This is a genomic window from Actinoplanes sp. M2I2, from assembly GCF_023544445.1.
In the GTDB taxonomy this organism is placed as follows: Bacteria; Actinomycetota; Actinomycetes; order Mycobacteriales; family Micromonosporaceae; genus Actinoplanes.
On the sequence record NZ_JALPVJ010000021.1, the window covers coordinates 1 to 14,213 of the forward strand.

Here is a 14,213-nt window from a genome sequence, read left to right on the forward strand (position 1 = left end):
TGCATGTGTTAAGCACGCCGCCAGCGTTCGTCCTGAGCCAGGATCAAACTCTCCAACAAAATCTTTGGAAAAGCGTCCCGGCAACAAAATAATGTTGCCAAAGGAATCTCCCACCTAACCTGCACCAACCCTCCCGAAGGAGAAGAAAGTGACAAGCCGGCCGGGGTTCAAACTAATTGGCACTGGCTTATCAAGCACCCTGTTGAGTTCTCAAAGAACAACCACACCCGGCTAACCGCTCCGGGGCACTCGTTTTACTTTACTCTCGCTTTACCGCTTCGTCAAACCCCGGAAATCTCCGAGAAATGCGATCCGGATCAACTCGAGCCCGCAGAAATCTACACCAGCTATTGCTGAAGTATTTCACTTGGGGTTCCTCCAGGACGGCCGCGCCGGGCCCCTGCCGGGTCCCGCTCGCTCGCCCGTCTCCCTGGCGGCTCGGTAAACATTACAGGGCCGGGCCATGGACGCCAAATCGGCCCCCTGCGAACCAGGTCACAGGAGGCCGAGGGGTCGGAAGCCTCAGGTCGCGACTGCGCCACCCGAGGGGCTACTGGGCGTAGTCCACGCCGGCGAAGGTCCGCTTTCCGCGGCGGAGGACCAGGAACCGGCCGTGCAGGAGGGTGTCGGGGGTGGGCGCGGCTTCGCCGTCGGTGATGCGGACGTTGTTCACGTAGGCGCCCCCCTCGGTGATGGTGCGCCTTGCCTCGTTGGCGCTCGCCACCAGACCCGACTCCTTGAGCAGGGTGCTGTAGTTGGGCATCTCCCCCCGTACGGAGAGAAGCCCGGCCTCGCCCAGGGCCGCGCGCAGCGTCTCGGGCGAGAGCTCGTCGAGCGAGCCCCGGCCGAAGAGGGCCTGGCTGGCCATGATGGCCTGCTGGGCCTCGCTCTCGCCGTGCACCAGGGCGGTGATCTCCTCGGCCAGGGCGCGCTGGGCCAGCCGGGCCTGGGGGCGGTCGGCGGTCGCCTTCTCCAGTTCTTCGAGCTCCTCGCGGCTCTTGAAGCTGAAGAACCGCAGGTAGTTGTTGACGTCGCGGTCGTCCGCGTTGATCCAGAACTGGTAGAACGCGTACGGCGAGGTCATCTCGGGGTCGAGCCAGACCGCGCCGCCCTCGCTCTTGCCGAACTTGGTGCCGTCGGCCTTGAGCACCAGCGGGGTGGTGAAGGCGTGCACGGGGCCGGCCCCCCGGCGACGCACGAAGTCGACGCCGGCGGTGATGTTGCCCCACTGGTCGGAGCCCCCGAACTGCAGCGCGCAGCCGTGCCGCTCGTGCAGCTGGTAGAAGTCGTTGGCCTGGAGCAACTGGTAGCTGAACTCGGTGAAGCTGATGCCGCTCTCGAGGCGGTTGCGTACCACGTCGCGGGCCAGCATCTTGTTGACCGGGAAGTGCTTGCCGACGTCGCGCAGGAACTCGATGACCGAGGTCGGGCCGGTCCAGTCGAGGTTGTTGACCAGGGTGGCCGCGTTGTCGCCGTCGTAGGTGACGAACGGGGCCAGCTGGGCCCGGATGCGTTCCACCCAGCCCTGGACGACCTCGGGCGCGTTGAGGCTGCGCTCGCTGGACTCGCGCGGGTCGCCGATCTGGCCGGTGGCGCCGCCGACGAGCAGCAGGGGGCGGTGCCCGGCGCGCTGGAGCCGGCCGGCGGTGATGACCTGCATGAGATGACCGACGTGCAGCGACGCGGCGGTGGGGTCGAAGCCCACATAGAACGTGATCGGGTCGCCGGTGAGCGCTGCGGCCAGCGCGGCCGGGTCGGTCGAGTCCTGGATCAGTCCACGCCATGTCAGGTCGTCTACGAGAGTCACCCGCCGATTGTCCCGCACCCCCCGGCTGGGACGACACCGGGTTTGGGCGCCATACCCGCCGCCACCCCCGGCGCCGCGCACCCGGAGCTGCGGAACGAGGGCGACGGGACCATGCTGTACGGATGAGTCGCCTGGGTAGCGGTGAACCGCCGATCGACATCTCGAAGAAGAAGGCCATGGCCCGGCTCGAGGAGGCCCAGCAACGCCTGTTGCGGTTGCGGCTGATCCTCGGGGGCCAGATCGGTGAGAAGACGATCGGCCCGCCGCTGTGCTGCGTCTTCGAGGGCTGGGACGCCTCCGGCAAGGGCGGCGCGATCAAGCGGCTGGTCGCCCCGCTCGACCCGCGGTTCGTCCGGGTCTCCCAGTTCGCCGCGCCGACGTACGACGAGAAGCGCCACCACTTCCTGTGGCGCTTCTGGCCCAAGTTGCCCGGCTGGGGCGGGATGGCGGTGTTCGACCGTTCCTGGTACGGGCGGGTCCTGGTCGAGCGGGTCGAGGGTTTCGCGACCAAGGAGCAGTGGTCGCGGGCCTACAACGAGATCGTGGAGTTCGAACGGACGCTCGTCCACGAGGGCATGATCATGGTCAAGTTCTGGATGCACGTCTCCCCGGAGGAGCAGCTGCGCCGGTTCGAGGACCGGTCGGGCGACCCGCTGCGGCAGTGGAAGCTCACCGATGAGGACTGGCGCAACCGCGAGAAGCGACCGGCGTACGAGGCCGCGATCGAGGAGATGCTCGAGCGCACCGACCCGACGTGGGCGCAGTGGCACGTCATCCCGGCCAACGACAAGCACTACGCCCGTTTCGCCGTGGTCGAGGCGGTCTGCGACGCCGTGGAGGCCGAGCTGACCAAACGCGGTCTGTCCTTCTAGCCGCTAGCCGGCCGGTTTGTAGGGCGGCAGGCCGAGCGTGTCACGGATGGACTGCTGCACCTCGTCGGCCGACGGACGGGCGTCGATGTTGTGGACGACCTCTTTGCGACCGAAGATGTCGAGCACCGGGCGAGTCTTCTCGTAGTAGTCGCGCAGCCGGGCGTCAAGCGCCTCGGGGGTGTCGTCGGCCCGGGTGATCAGCTCGTGGCCGCAGATGTCGCAGCGGCCCTCGACCTCGGGCCGGTCGGCGATGAGGTTGTAGTCCATGCCGCAGTTGGGACAGAGCCGTCGGCTGAGCACCCGGCGGCGTACCTCGTCGTCGGACAGCTCGAGGTGGATCACGGCGTCGATGTCGTAGCTCTCCATGAAGAACTCGGCCTGCCGGCCGTTGCGCGGGAACCCGTCGATGACGAAGCCGAAGTTCCAGTCGTGCCGGTCGAGGCGCTCGCGGACCACCGACTCGACCAGGTCGTCGCCGACCAGCTCGCCGGCGGTCATCGTGCGGCGTACCTGGGCGCCCAGCTTGGTGTGGTTCTGCACGTTCCACCGGAAGATGTCGCCGACGGAGATGTGCACCAAGTCGAGGTCGGCGCAGAGCAGCTCGCTCTGGGTGCCCTTGCCGCTGCCCTGCACTCCCATGATGACGAACTTGCGCATGTCAGCTCTCTCCGTCGGCCGCGCCGATGCGCAGCGGTCCCGGCGCGGCGCGCCCGGTCAGCGTGGTGGGGTCGATGCTCCAGGCGTGGGCCACGGCGAGCACATCCTTCTCGCCCACCAGGACGGTGGTCTCCTCGTCGAGGACGCCGGGCAGGCCGGCGTCGCGTTCGGCCGGGTCGGGCTCGCCGTGCCAGGACGTGACTTCGCCGGTCTGTCCCACATACCCGAAAGTACGGATCAACTCACCGGCGGCGGCCCGCTGCCAGCGGTGCAGCTCGGTGACCCGGTGGGTGGCGAAGAACTGCACCTCGGTGCCGAGCACCTCGGACAGCGCGACGACGTCGACCGAGGTGTCGGGCCGCAGGAGCCACCGGCCGGTGGCCAGCACCCACAGCTCGTCGCGGGCGCCGGTCAGCGGCGGGGTGACCGCCACCCGGTCGTCCGTGAGGTGGGCCAGGTCGATGCCGTCGCGCCACGGCACCGTGCCGAGGTCGCGCAGGCCGAGGGCGGCGATCACGGACTCCGGGCTCCCCTGGGCCCCGTGACGGACGGCGAGCCAGGCTTGCTTGCCGCCGAATCCGACCATTACGTCCTTATCCATGCCGTCAACGCTATCCGGTCAGCGCGGGCGGCTGTCCAGCGAAGCGCGGCCCTCAGCGCCAGCCGTACTCCTGGCGTAGCCGAGCGGCGACCTCGTCGAAGCGGGAGCGGTCGAGGATGGCGCCCTCACGCCGGATGCCGTCGTGGTCGACCTCGATCACCCGGTCGAGGCGGAGCCAGCTGGGGCGGTCGTCCTTGTCCCACGGGCCGGCGCCGAGCGCGAGCCAGTTGTGCTCGCCGTCACGCCGGTCCTTCGACGACAGCATGAGCCCCAGGACCGTACGCCCGGAGCGCCCGACCACCAGGACCGGCCGGTCCTTGCCCTGGGCCGGGTCGTCCTCGTAGGGCACCCAGGTCCACACGATCTCGCCCGGGTCGGCGTCGCCGTCGAGATCGGGCGAATACTCGATGTGGCGGCCGCGCTCGTGGGTCGGCACATGCCGTGGCTGAGGCCGGCCCGGCGGCGGGCTCTGCCGGGGACGGGGCGCGGGCGCCGGGGCCGGTGAGGGACCGCGGGAGGGGGCGATGCGCTCCGCCACCCGGCGCAGGAAGGACTTGAGAATCTTGACCACGGGAGCACTCTAGGCTGCCGGTACGACACCGGACATCGACGCCTGGCTGCCCCGGCCGGCGCGACGGCTCAGCTGACGAAGTCCTGGGTCATCCAGGTGACGCCCTTGCTGTCGCGCACGATGCTCAGGCCGATCCGCTTGAAGCCGGGGTTGAGCAGGTTCTTGCGGTGGCCGTCGTTCGGCGGGACCTCGGCCAGCATGCTGTCGGTGAGGCCGTTGGCCGCCTTGACCTTGGCCGCGTCGCTGGCGCCGCTCGATCCGTAGCCGATGTTCTCGCCGGCACCCGACCACTTCACGCCCTGGGCGCTAAACCGGTCGCCCAGGCCGCTCTCGCCCGGGCACTGATGCGAGAGGCCGCAGCCGTCGATCATGAGCTGGGTGTGGACGGCGGCCGCCTTCGACAGCTGGGTGTCCAGGCTCAGGGTGCCCAGGCCTTCGGCCTTGCGGGCGGCGTTGATGCGCGCGAGCACCTGCTCGGCGACCGAGCCGCTGGTCTGCGGGGCGGTCGTCGACGGCTTCTTCGTCCTGGTCCGGGTGGCCGTCGGCTTGGGTGTCGACTTCTTCGTCGTCGGCTTCGCGCTCGGCGCCTTCGAGCTCGGCGGGGTCGTCGTCGGGGCGGCCGAGCTGGGCGTGGCCGACGGGGACGAGGAGGGGGACGGCGCCAGCGTGGGCGGAGCCGACTCGGTGACGCCGGGGTCCTCGGTGAGGGGCTGGTCGGCCCCGGTGTTCACGGCGGAGGTCGTCGTCTCCGCCTCGGCGTCCTTGGTGAGCCCGGCGACGGTGAATCCGGCCCCGATCACCACGGCGGTGGCGCCGGCCACCATCGTGTAGCGGAAACGGGCGGCAGCGGACATCGACACGGGAGAGCTCACCTCGGGGATAAGGGGGGACGGCGCGGCCCCACTATGCGCCGCCTACCGGGCCTGCTCTGCGCGGCTAATCAGTCCTTAAGGTTGGGCACACCGAGATCTAAAGATCAAAACCTACCGACGGCCGCCACGGGGTCACGGGGTCACGGGCTCGGGACGGCTCGGGCGGCCGGTGTGCTTGGCTGGTCCGGTGAACGAGAACTGGCTGGATCTGCCGGCGAGCGAGGTCGACGAGGCCGCCCGGCGCCTGCTGGGGTGGCACCTCACCGCCAACGACGTCACGGTGCGGCTGACCGAGGTCGAGGCGTACAGCGGGCTCGGCGAGGACCCCGCGTCGCACGCGCATCGCGGCCGGACGGGCCGGAACGCGGTCATGTTCGGTCCGGCCGGCTTTCTGTACGTCTATCAGATCTACGGCATGCACTTCTGCGCCAACATCGTCTGCGGCGAGGAGGGGCGCGCCGCGGCGGTGCTGCTGCGCGCCGGCGAGGTCGTCGAGGGCCTGCCGTACGCCCGGGAGCGGCGGCCGGCGTCGCGCGGGGACACGGACCTGGCCGCCGGGCCGGCGAAGCTCATGCAGGTGCTGGCGCTCGACCGGGGCGCCAACGGCACGTCCGTCGTCGACGGCACCGGCCCGCTGACGGTGTCCCCCGGCTCGGGCCCGAAGGTCGCGGTGGCGGCCGGGCCCCGGGTGGGGGTCACGGCGGCGCACGATGTGGCCTGGCGGTTCTGGATCGAGGGGGATCCGACGGTCAGCGCCTATCGGCGGCACACCCCCCGGTCCCGGGCCCCGAAAGTGTCGTAGGGCGCTGCTACCAAGGAGGCATGGAGAAGCCTCGCGTGGTCGTGTCGGTGACGACGTCCGTCGACGGGCGGGTCGCCCTGCATCGTGACCGTCCGCTGATGACCACCGAGGACGGCAAGGTGTGGGAGACGCTGCGGCCGCCCAGCGCCCAGGCCGTCGAGGAGGCGCGCGACGCGCTGCTGGAGCGGCTGCACTCCCCCACCGTGCGGCTGGAGGGCAGCGGGTCGATGGTGCCGCCCTCCACCGGACCGCTCACCGGTCTGCCGCCGGCCTCGGCCGACGAGGTGTACGAGGACTTCGTGGCCGTGGACGCGACGCGGTGGTTCGCGGTCGTCGACGGCCGGGGCCGGGTGCGGTGGACGATGAAGGAGGCCGGCGGTCAGCACCTGCTCGTGCTGGCCTCGCGGTCGACCCCGGCCGCCTATCTGGCTCATCTGCGCCGGGAAAGGATCAGCTATCTGGTGGCCGGCACGCAGCGGGTCGACCTGGGGGCGGCACTGGGGCGGATGCGGTCGCTGCTCGGCGTCTCCTGCGTGGTGTCGACGGGCGGGGGCGGGCTCAACGGCGCGCTGCTGCGGGCCGGGCTGGTCGACGAGATCCAGCTGATCGTGCTGCCGGCGGCGATCGGGGGCCTGGGGACGCCCGGTCTGTTCGACGGTCCGGCGCCGGCCGACGGCGAGCTCCCGACCCGGCTGCGGCTGCTGTCCTCGCACACCGAGGCCGACGGCACGCTCTGGCTGCGATACGAGGTGGTGCGCTCTGGCTGAAACAGCCCCGGCCGGGCGGCCGGGCCGCTAGCGTCCGGACTGATGATTCCGCAGCGATGGTTGATCGTTTGCAGCGCCCTGTGCTCGGCCGGCCTGCTCTGGTCGGGCGTGCTCGTCGCCGGCCTGATGGCCGGGGTGAGCCTGGTGCCGACCGCGTGGGCGGTCGGGGTGGCCGCGGCGCTGACCGTGCCCGGGACGATCGTCGGGGTGCTGGGCAACCGCTGGTACTACCGGACCACGCGGCCGCGCAGCCGGTGGAGCCTGACGTCGTGGGTGCCGCCGCACGTGCCGCACTGGGCCGGCATGCTGGCCGGGGTGCTGTTCTTCGCCTTCTGGCTGGCCGTGGTGGTGGCCTTCGCCGGCCTGGACGGCGACCGCGAGCTTCGCAACGGTCAGTACGTGCTGATCGACGACGACCGCACCACGGTCGTGACCGAGTCGGACTACTCCCACCAGGGTGACCTGGAGCAGCAGATCTCGCTGGGGGTCCTGGGCGCGCTGGCCGTGGGCGGCACGTTCATGACCGGCGCCGTGCTGACCCACCACGCGGCCCCGCAGCCCACCGAGACGCAGTCCGCGGGCCGGCCGCTGGCCTGACGGCCGCCCGCGGCCGGGGTGTGAGGCCGGCGGCCGGGCTGTGAGGCCGGCGGCCGGGCTGCGAGGCCAGGCTCCGGGGTGTGGGTGTCCGCCTCCGGGGAATGCTAGGAAGCGAGCCGCTCTCGGGCGAGATGTCCGGAGCCGGCCGGCTCGACGCCGAGGTCGGGCTGGTTGATCTCGGCCCACACCTCGTCGAGGGAGAGGCCGAGGACGTCGGCGATCGCCGCGATGGTGGGGAAGGCCGGGGTCGCCACCCGGCCCGACTCGATCTTGCGGAGGGTCTCCGGGGAGACGCGGGCGTCGAGGGCGGTCACGAGCATGGAGCGTTCCCCGCGGGCGCGACGCAACAGGGCGCCGAGGCGCTGTCCGCGCTCGACCTCCGCGGGTGTGAGCGGCAACCTGACCATGACCCGATTCTAGTACCGGGATAATATGGCCGGGATAGTTATTGTTAGCGCGAGGAAGGCGCCTCATGATCGAGATTCTCGAACCCTCCGACCTGCCCCGGGCGAGGGTGACGGGCGCCCTGGTCGCCGAGATTCTGCAGACCCTGAAGAGTCGCAGCACGGTCGGCACCAACCTGCTGGAGATCGACCGGTGGGCCCAGGAAATGATCATCGGGGCCGGGGCGCAGTCCTGCTACGTCGATTACGCGCCGTCCTTCGGTCGCGGGCCGTTCGGGCACTACATCTGCACCTCGGTCAACGACGCGGTGCTCCACGGCCTGCCGCACGACTACACGCTGGCCGACGGCGACCTGCTGTCCCTCGACCTGGCCGTGCTGAAGGGCGGCATCGCCGCCGACTCGGCCATCAGCTTCGTCGTCGGCGACTCGCGCCCCGCCGAGAGCGTCGCGCTGATCGACGCGACCGAACGCGCGTTGAAGGCCGGCATCGCGGCGGCCCGGCCGGGCGCCCGCATCGGCGACCTCTCGTACGCCATCGGCTCGGTCCTCACCGCGGCCGGTTACTCGGTCAGCACCGAGTTCGGCGGTCACGGCATCGGCTCGACGATGCACCAGGACCCGCACGTCTCGAACACCGGACGACCCGGCCGCGGCTACAAGCTGCGCCCCGGGCTGCTGCTGGCGCTGGAGCCGTGGATCATGGCCGACACCGCCGAGCTCCGCACCGACGCCGACGGCTGGACGCTGCGCAGCGTGACCGGCGGCCGGACGGCGCACAGCGAGCACACCATCGCCATCACCGACGACGGCGCCGAGATCATGACCCTGCCGAAGGCGCACGTCGCCGGCTGACGAAGGGCGTCAGCGCCGCAGGCCGTCCTCGATGGCCCAGCGCAGGAAGTCGGACGTCTCCCGGCCGCGCTCGGTCGGGTCGTCGTAGCCGGCCGGCTCGTCCGGGCGCTCGCGGATGCGCAGGGCGTCGAGGCCGAGCCGGCGCCAGCGCGGGTCCAGCTCGGCGACGACGTAGCGACCGGCGCCGCTCTTGGAGGTCAGCTCGTCCCTGGCCAGCAGGTGGTGCAGGCGGGCGACGCCCAGCACCACCCAGAGCACGGCCGGCTCGTCCGCGCCGAGCTCGGTGAGATCGCCCTGCTCGACCTGGTGGAGGATCGACCGCCAGTACGTGTCGAGGTTGTTCCGGGTGAAAGCGCGCAGCTCGGCCTTGTCGGTGTGGACGGGTGGCAGCTCGCCGCGGATCACGACGGCCCGTTCGGCGAGCTCGTGCCAGGTGACCGGGTTGATGTCGATCGTGCCCGCGGGATCGAACCGGCTCCGGAAATACACGGGTCGCGGGCCGACGGCCGACGCCGGGCCGGCCAGGTCATCGGGCGAGCAGTGGAAGCCGTCGAACACGACCTCGGGATGCCGGGCCGTGGTCTCCTCGTGGGCCTCGGCCAGGGCGGCGTGGCCGGGCGGCTCGGCCCACACGCCGACGAAATCCACGTCGCTGCCGGCGAAGAACTCCCCCCAGCAGAGCGAACCGTGCAGGAACAGCCCGGTGAGGGCGCCGGGCTGCCGGGCGTCGATCTCGGTCAGGAACGTACGGGCGACATCCACGCCGGGCAGGCTAGCGACCACGGTCCACTCGCGCGGTCCGGCCGGCCTCGGACCGCAGCAGGTCGGCGCTGGTCGCGGCCACGAAGCTGCGCACCTCGTCGCCCCGGCCCGGGTCGGTGTCGTCGCCGCCCCCGTACCACCAGTCGCGGGCCCACCCGATGAGCCCGGACCACTCGGGCCGGCCCCGGACGGTCCGGTCGGCGGCCCGGCGCTTGGACAACTGGCTGCCGTATCGCAGGTGCTGCACGGCCCGGCACATGGTCAGCACCGAGTAGGACTGCGCCCCCGGCGTCGTCATTTGCTCGACCCAGGTCGGCCAGTCGCGAACGTGGTCGACCAGAGCGGACCGCACGAGCTCGGCGTCGAAGGGCGGCAGGAGCTCAGCGGCCGGCGGCCCCAGCAGGCAGCGGCCGCTGTCTCGGACGGTCGACCAGGTGACGATCCGGTGCCGGGTGACCGGCAGCAGATGCAACGGTTCGCCGGGACTGATCCGGGCGAGCAGCCGCTGACCGGGGGCGAATTCGGCGGCCGCCGCACCGGTCGCGTCGATCGAGATGTACTCCACCTCGATCCGCCCGGCCCATCCCGGGTGCCGGTCGTCGAGCCCGGCGTGCAGCCCGGCGAGCACCGGAAGCAGCCGGTGGTCAGGATCGGCGGTCAGCACGGCCAGCACGTCGAGATCGCTGCGCTCCGGCGCGAAGTCCCCGGCCACCAGGGACCCATGCACGTACAGGCCGGCGAGTACCCCGGTGAGGGCGGAGCGCCAGGCATCGCGAAGGTCGGCGAGAACCGTGTCGGGTGATTCCACCGCCACATTGACGCGCGATGGTCAACCGATGACAAGCCGATTCTCGTACGGGTCGACGGTCTTCACGCCCGAGGCGGTACGCACCCGCAGCTCACAACCGGCCGGGCTGCCGCGGTCGCTGGGCCACCACACGCCCCACACGCCGTCGCGCAGGCTGGCGGTGATCCGCAGTCCGTTCGCCAGCACCAGGTCGACGCCGGTCACGGCCGGGCCGCTCAAGCCGTACAGCTGCAAGGCCTGAAGCTCGGGACCACCCGGTGGCGGGGGCTCCAGTGAGCCGCCGAGCACGAGCACCGCGCCGTCCCGCGGCTTGGCGAACGGCTTATCGTGGACGGTCGTCCACATGGAGTTGAGACCGTCGCCCGAGTCTGGTTTGACGCCGGACAGCGCGATCAGCGGGTCGGTGGGCGTGCCGCTGCCGAGCGAGACGTCCACGCAGTACGTGAAACCGCCGCGCCGGTCGACCAGCACCTCCCGTTTCGCGGCGGCCTCGGGGCGGGCCGGGACACCCTGGACGCCCACGCCGGCGACCCCGAGGTCGCTGCACTTCGACGCCCACCGGTCGATGTCGTCCCCGGGCGCGGTCAGCGGGGGCGCGGCCTGCGGGACGGCGGTCCACGGGGCGTCGCGGGGCGCGGGGTCGGGGCGGACGACCAGCACGGCGGCACCGGTGGCGACGACCGCCGCGGTCACCGCGATCAGCGTCTTGCGCCGGGCCGGTGGACCCGGCCGGGCCTGCGCCACCAGGACGCGCCGGAGGTCGGCGTGGCGTTGCGGATCAAGCCGGCTGCGCAGCTCGGTCATGGCGTCTCCAGTCGCTGTGCGGACAGGGCGCCGGCCGTCGCCTCGAGCCGGGAACGGGCCCGGGACAGCCGGGATCGGACCGTGCCGACGGGTACGCCCAGCGCCACCGCGGCCTCGGCGTAGCTCAGGCCCTGCCAGACGCAGAGCACCAGGACGTCGCGGTCGGACGGCCGGAGCCGTCCGAGGGCGGTGGCGATGCGCGCGAGCTCCCGCTCGTCGTCGAGCCGGTCGGCGACCGCGTCGGCGTGGTCGGGGGCGGCCGGCGCGGGTGGCAGCCGGTCGAGCGCCCGGCGGTGCCGCAGCGCGGTGCGCCACCGGTTCTGCAGGGCGCGGCGGGCGATTCCGTACAGCCAGGGCAGGGCGTTGCCGTCGATCAGCTCCACGTCGTCGCGCCGGCGCCAGGCCTCCAGGAACACGATGGAGACCAGATCGTCGGCGGCGTCGGCCGAGCCCGACCGGCGCGCGCAGAAGGCCCGGACCGCCTCGGCGTGCCGGTCGAACAGCACCCCGAAGCACTCGGGCTCCCCCGCCCGGGCCCGCCGCCAAAGCTCACCGTCGTCCGCCGTGTCGCTCACACCCTCCCTATGACCGCAGCGCCGGCCGGGTTCCACCCGCGAAGGACATCACGAACCGCCGGGGTACGGCTCGGCGGCGCGGGCGGTCCGCAGGGCTCGCGCCCACCAGGCGAGTTGTTCCAGCAGGGTCTTGGCGTAGCCGGTCGCATCGGCGTCCAGCGGGGCGCCGTCCTGCCAGGCGGCGAAGTAGTTGGGGAAGGCCAGTCCGTCGCGGATGGTCACAGCATGCAGCTCGGTGAGCACGTTCTCCAGATGGAGGACCGCGTGCCGGCCGCCGGCCGCGCCGCCGTAGCTGACGAAGGCCACCGGTTTGGCCGTCCACTGGGTGAAGTGCCAGTCGATGAGGGCCTTCAGCGACGCCGGATAGCTGTGGTTGTACTCCGGCGTGACGATGACGAAAGCGTCGGCCCGGGCCAGCTTCCGGGTGATGTCCCGCAGCCCGGCCGGACGGGGGTAGTCGTCACCGGCGAACTTCGGCGGGGCGGCCGGCAGGGCCAGCGGCAGGTCCACCTCGGCCGGGTCGACGACGTCGAGGTCGAAACCGCCGTGGGCCCGGACCTGATCGGCCAGCCAGGCGGCGACGACCGGGCCGAACCGGCCCTCGCGGACACTGCCGACGATGACTGCGAGTCTGCTGTTGTCGCTCATGCCGTAGACCCTCGGCCGTTGCCGGCTCATCGGCCAGACCGGGCGCAGGCTGCCCCCGACAGGGCCACCCTGGGCGCCGCCGGTCGCCGGTTCCGAGCCGTACGCTCGCCTCATGGCCACACCGCTGGGGAGCTTCGTCCGGGCCAAGCGCGACAGCATCCGGCCCGAGCAGGTCGGTCTGCCGGCCGACCGGCGACGCCGCGCTCCCGGACTGCGACGGTCGGAGCTGGCCGGGCGGGCCGGGATCAGCGTCGAGTACCTCACCCGGATCGAGCAGGGCAGCGACCGCAACCCGTCGCCCTCGATCGTCAACGCCCTGGCCGACGCGCTCCACCTCGATGCGGCCGAGCGCAACCACCTGGGCTATCTCGCCAAGATCAGTGGTGGCGCGTGCGCGGGGCGCACCCGGCCGGCGCCGCCCGACCGCACGGTCCGCCCGGCCGTCCGCCGCATGCTCGACCTGCTGGAGCCGGGGGTGGCCTTCGTCGGCAACCGGCTCGGTGATGTGCTCGCGCATACCTCCGGGTTCGCCGCGGTGATGGAGGGCACCGGGCTGCTCGAGGCCGAGGAGCCCAACCTGACCCGGTACGTCTTCACCCATCCGGGGGCCCGGGCGACGTTCGTGGACTGGGACCAGATCGCCGACGAGCAGGTCTTCAACCTCTGGCTGGGGCCCTCGACCGAGAGCTTCGAGTGGTTCACCGCCGACTTCGCGGCTGTGGCCGGCGCCGAGTTCACCCAGCGGCTGCACCAGCACCTTCCGCCGGCCCGGCGGCCGCTGCGGATGACGCATCCCCAGGCCGGTCCGTTGCGGTGGGACCGGGAGATCCTCGAGCTGCCGGCCGCGGACGCGCAGCAAGTCATCGTTCTCCTGCCGGCCGACGAGGCAACCGCCGCGGCCGCCGGCCACCTGGCCGCCGGCCACCTGGGCGAGCGCCCGCGGCACGCCGCCCTCCGGGCGGTCTGAGTCGGCCGGTCAGGCCGGGGCTGCCGGTCAGGCCGGGGTGACCGGTTGCCGCAGGATCGTGCGGCGCTTCTCCGGCGGCACCTTCCGGGCGTCGCTGAGGTAGATCTCGTGGTGCCGGCCGGTCATCGCCAGCCCGTGAGCCGGAAGGAACTCGTCGTGCAGGCGGGCCAGCGGGCCGGCCTCGTCGTCGTAGGAGCCGACGTGCAGCGTCTGCACGCAGCGCCCCTCGGCGAGGGACTCCAGCCGGACCTCGGGCAGCCGCCGGGGCGCGTTCGCGGCGGCGACCTGCTCGACCGCCTCGGCCAGCATCGCCGAGTCGATCCAGTCGGGCGTCATGATCAGCAGGGTCCAGTCCCACCGGGACTTGTCGCGGGCCGTGGTGAACGCGGCCGGGTCGTCGGCCCACCAGAGGCCTTCCAGCGGCATGACGACGTAGTCGAGACCCAGGTCTCGCTTGCTGGCGAACTTCAGTTTGTAGGCCAGCGGATAGAGGGCCTCGGTGGCTGCGGCGAAGTCGGCCCCGGTGTTGGGATCGCCGTGCCCGTCGATCATCAGATAGCGCAGTTCAGGCACGTCCACGATCTCGAACCGGCCCTTCGGCGCGCGATAGGCGCCGATCTCCTTGAAGTCCGCCTTCTCCACGTGGCACCTTCCCGGACGTGTTCCGGACGTGCGCCCCGATCGGGTGCCGGCCGGGACGCGGACGGATGCCACCTGACCTCGGCCGATCTGCGCGCGTCATCACATTGAAAGACCCGCGATTACTACAGTAATGTAGAGATGCTCGCAGTCGGCCCGTCCAGCCCGCAAATTCTTGAAACCGGCCGTGCGCGCGCCTGCATTAC

Annotated in this window: 18 protein-coding genes and 1 rRNA gene; 6 read left to right on the forward strand and 13 right to left on the reverse strand. The window is 71.7% G+C overall.

Annotated features, from left to right (window positions below; translation table 11 throughout):
- Nucleotides 1-59 (reverse strand): 16S ribosomal RNA (locus tag HJC40_RS34735); the annotation flags it as partial.
- Between the two features lie 491 nt (nt 60-550).
- Complete coding sequence (tyrS, locus tag HJC40_RS34740; protein ID WP_250007662.1) at nt 551-1,807, reverse strand: tyrosine--tRNA ligase; 1,257 nt, start codon at nt 1,805-1,807, stop codon at nt 551-553.
- A gap of 122 nt (nt 1,808-1,929) precedes the next feature.
- Between tyrS and HJC40_RS34745 the strand changes: the two genes are divergently transcribed.
- The gene (locus HJC40_RS34745; protein ID WP_250007663.1) at nt 1,930-2,679 is read left to right on the forward strand and encodes a polyphosphate kinase 2 family protein; all 750 of its coding nucleotides are present in this window, start codon (nt 1,930-1,932) and stop codon (nt 2,677-2,679) included.
- A 3-nt stretch (nt 2,680-2,682) separates the two neighbouring features.
- Here HJC40_RS34745 and HJC40_RS34750 read toward each other — a convergent pair whose 3' ends face one another.
- The 4 genes from HJC40_RS34750 to HJC40_RS34765 all read right to left on the reverse strand — a co-directional run bounded on the left by HJC40_RS34750 (nt 2,683) and on the right by HJC40_RS34765 (nt 5,362).
- Nucleotides 2,683-3,336, reverse strand: coding sequence for a nucleoside monophosphate kinase (locus HJC40_RS34750; protein ID WP_250007664.1), 654 nt, complete (start codon nt 3,334-3,336; stop codon nt 2,683-2,685).
- A 1-nt stretch (nt 3,337) separates the two neighbouring features.
- Nucleotides 3,338-3,937, reverse strand: coding sequence for a hypothetical protein (locus HJC40_RS34755; RefSeq protein ID WP_250007666.1), 600 nt, complete (start codon nt 3,935-3,937; stop codon nt 3,338-3,340).
- A 52-nt stretch (nt 3,938-3,989) separates the two neighbouring features.
- Nucleotides 3,990-4,508 carry a type II toxin-antitoxin system PemK/MazF family toxin gene (locus tag HJC40_RS34760; protein ID WP_250007667.1) on the reverse strand — a complete coding sequence of 173 codons (519 nt, stop codon included), beginning with the start codon at nt 4,506-4,508 and terminating at the stop codon, nt 3,990-3,992.
- A 68-nt stretch (nt 4,509-4,576) separates the two neighbouring features.
- A complete protein-coding gene (locus tag HJC40_RS34765) occupies nt 4,577-5,362 on the reverse strand; it encodes a CAP domain-containing protein (RefSeq protein ID WP_250007808.1) in 786 nt (261 codons plus the stop codon).
- Nucleotides 5,363-5,567: 205 nt separating this feature from the next.
- Between HJC40_RS34765 and HJC40_RS34770 the strand changes: the two genes are divergently transcribed.
- From HJC40_RS34770 to HJC40_RS34780, 3 genes are read left to right on the forward strand one after another with little or no spacing between them, the layout of a single operon-like run.
- Nucleotides 5,568-6,182, forward strand: a complete 615-nt coding sequence (locus HJC40_RS34770; RefSeq protein WP_250007668.1) for a DNA-3-methyladenine glycosylase — start codon at nt 5,568-5,570, stop codon at nt 6,180-6,182.
- A 20-nt stretch (nt 6,183-6,202) separates the two neighbouring features.
- Entirely contained in the window at nt 6,203-6,949 is a 747-nt protein-coding gene (locus HJC40_RS34775; RefSeq protein ID WP_250007669.1) for a dihydrofolate reductase family protein, read from the forward strand.
- 42 nt (nt 6,950-6,991) lie between these two features.
- The gene (locus HJC40_RS34780; RefSeq protein ID WP_250007670.1) at nt 6,992-7,546 is read left to right on the forward strand and encodes a hypothetical protein; all 555 of its coding nucleotides are present in this window, start codon (nt 6,992-6,994) and stop codon (nt 7,544-7,546) included.
- A gap of 104 nt (nt 7,547-7,650) precedes the next feature.
- Here HJC40_RS34780 and HJC40_RS34785 read toward each other — a convergent pair whose 3' ends face one another.
- A complete protein-coding gene (locus HJC40_RS34785; RefSeq protein ID WP_250007672.1) occupies nt 7,651-7,953 on the reverse strand; it encodes a helix-turn-helix domain-containing protein in 303 nt (100 codons plus the stop codon).
- Nucleotides 7,954-8,018: 65 nt separating this feature from the next.
- Between HJC40_RS34785 and map the strand changes: the two genes are divergently transcribed.
- Complete coding sequence (map, locus tag HJC40_RS34790) at nt 8,019-8,804, forward strand: type I methionyl aminopeptidase (RefSeq protein ID WP_250007673.1); 786 nt, start codon at nt 8,019-8,021, stop codon at nt 8,802-8,804.
- 9 nt (nt 8,805-8,813) lie between these two features.
- Here the strand turns inward: map and HJC40_RS34795 are convergent, their stop codons facing one another.
- From HJC40_RS34795 to HJC40_RS34815, 5 genes are read right to left on the reverse strand one after another with little or no spacing between them, the layout of a single operon-like run.
- A complete protein-coding gene (locus HJC40_RS34795; protein WP_250007674.1) occupies nt 8,814-9,566 on the reverse strand; it encodes a hypothetical protein in 753 nt (250 codons plus the stop codon).
- 10 nt (nt 9,567-9,576) lie between these two features.
- Complete coding sequence (locus HJC40_RS46375; RefSeq protein WP_250007675.1) at nt 9,577-10,374, reverse strand: aminoglycoside adenylyltransferase domain-containing protein; 798 nt, start codon at nt 10,372-10,374, stop codon at nt 9,577-9,579.
- A gap of 21 nt (nt 10,375-10,395) precedes the next feature.
- Entirely contained in the window at nt 10,396-11,178 is a 783-nt protein-coding gene (locus HJC40_RS34805; RefSeq protein ID WP_250007676.1) for a hypothetical protein, read from the reverse strand.
- A complete protein-coding gene (locus HJC40_RS34810) occupies nt 11,175-11,753 on the reverse strand; it encodes an RNA polymerase sigma factor (protein WP_250007677.1) in 579 nt (192 codons plus the stop codon). Before HJC40_RS34810 ends, HJC40_RS34805 begins: the two co-directional genes overlap by 4 nt.
- Nucleotides 11,754-11,801: 48 nt before the next feature.
- Nucleotides 11,802-12,515, reverse strand: a complete 714-nt coding sequence (locus tag HJC40_RS34815) for an NAD(P)H-dependent oxidoreductase (RefSeq protein WP_308200982.1) — start codon at nt 12,513-12,515, stop codon at nt 11,802-11,804.
- Between HJC40_RS34815 and HJC40_RS34820 the strand changes: the two genes are divergently transcribed.
- Nucleotides 12,514-13,368, forward strand: a complete 855-nt coding sequence (locus tag HJC40_RS34820) for a helix-turn-helix domain-containing protein (protein WP_250007679.1) — start codon at nt 12,514-12,516, stop codon at nt 13,366-13,368. The two genes, HJC40_RS34815 and HJC40_RS34820, sit on opposite strands and share 2 nt — an antisense overlap.
- 27 nt (nt 13,369-13,395) lie before the next feature.
- Here the strand turns inward: HJC40_RS34820 and HJC40_RS34825 are convergent, their stop codons facing one another.
- Complete coding sequence (locus HJC40_RS34825; protein WP_250007680.1) at nt 13,396-14,010, reverse strand: GyrI-like domain-containing protein; 615 nt, start codon at nt 14,008-14,010, stop codon at nt 13,396-13,398.
- Nucleotides 14,011-14,213 lie beyond the last annotated feature (203 nt).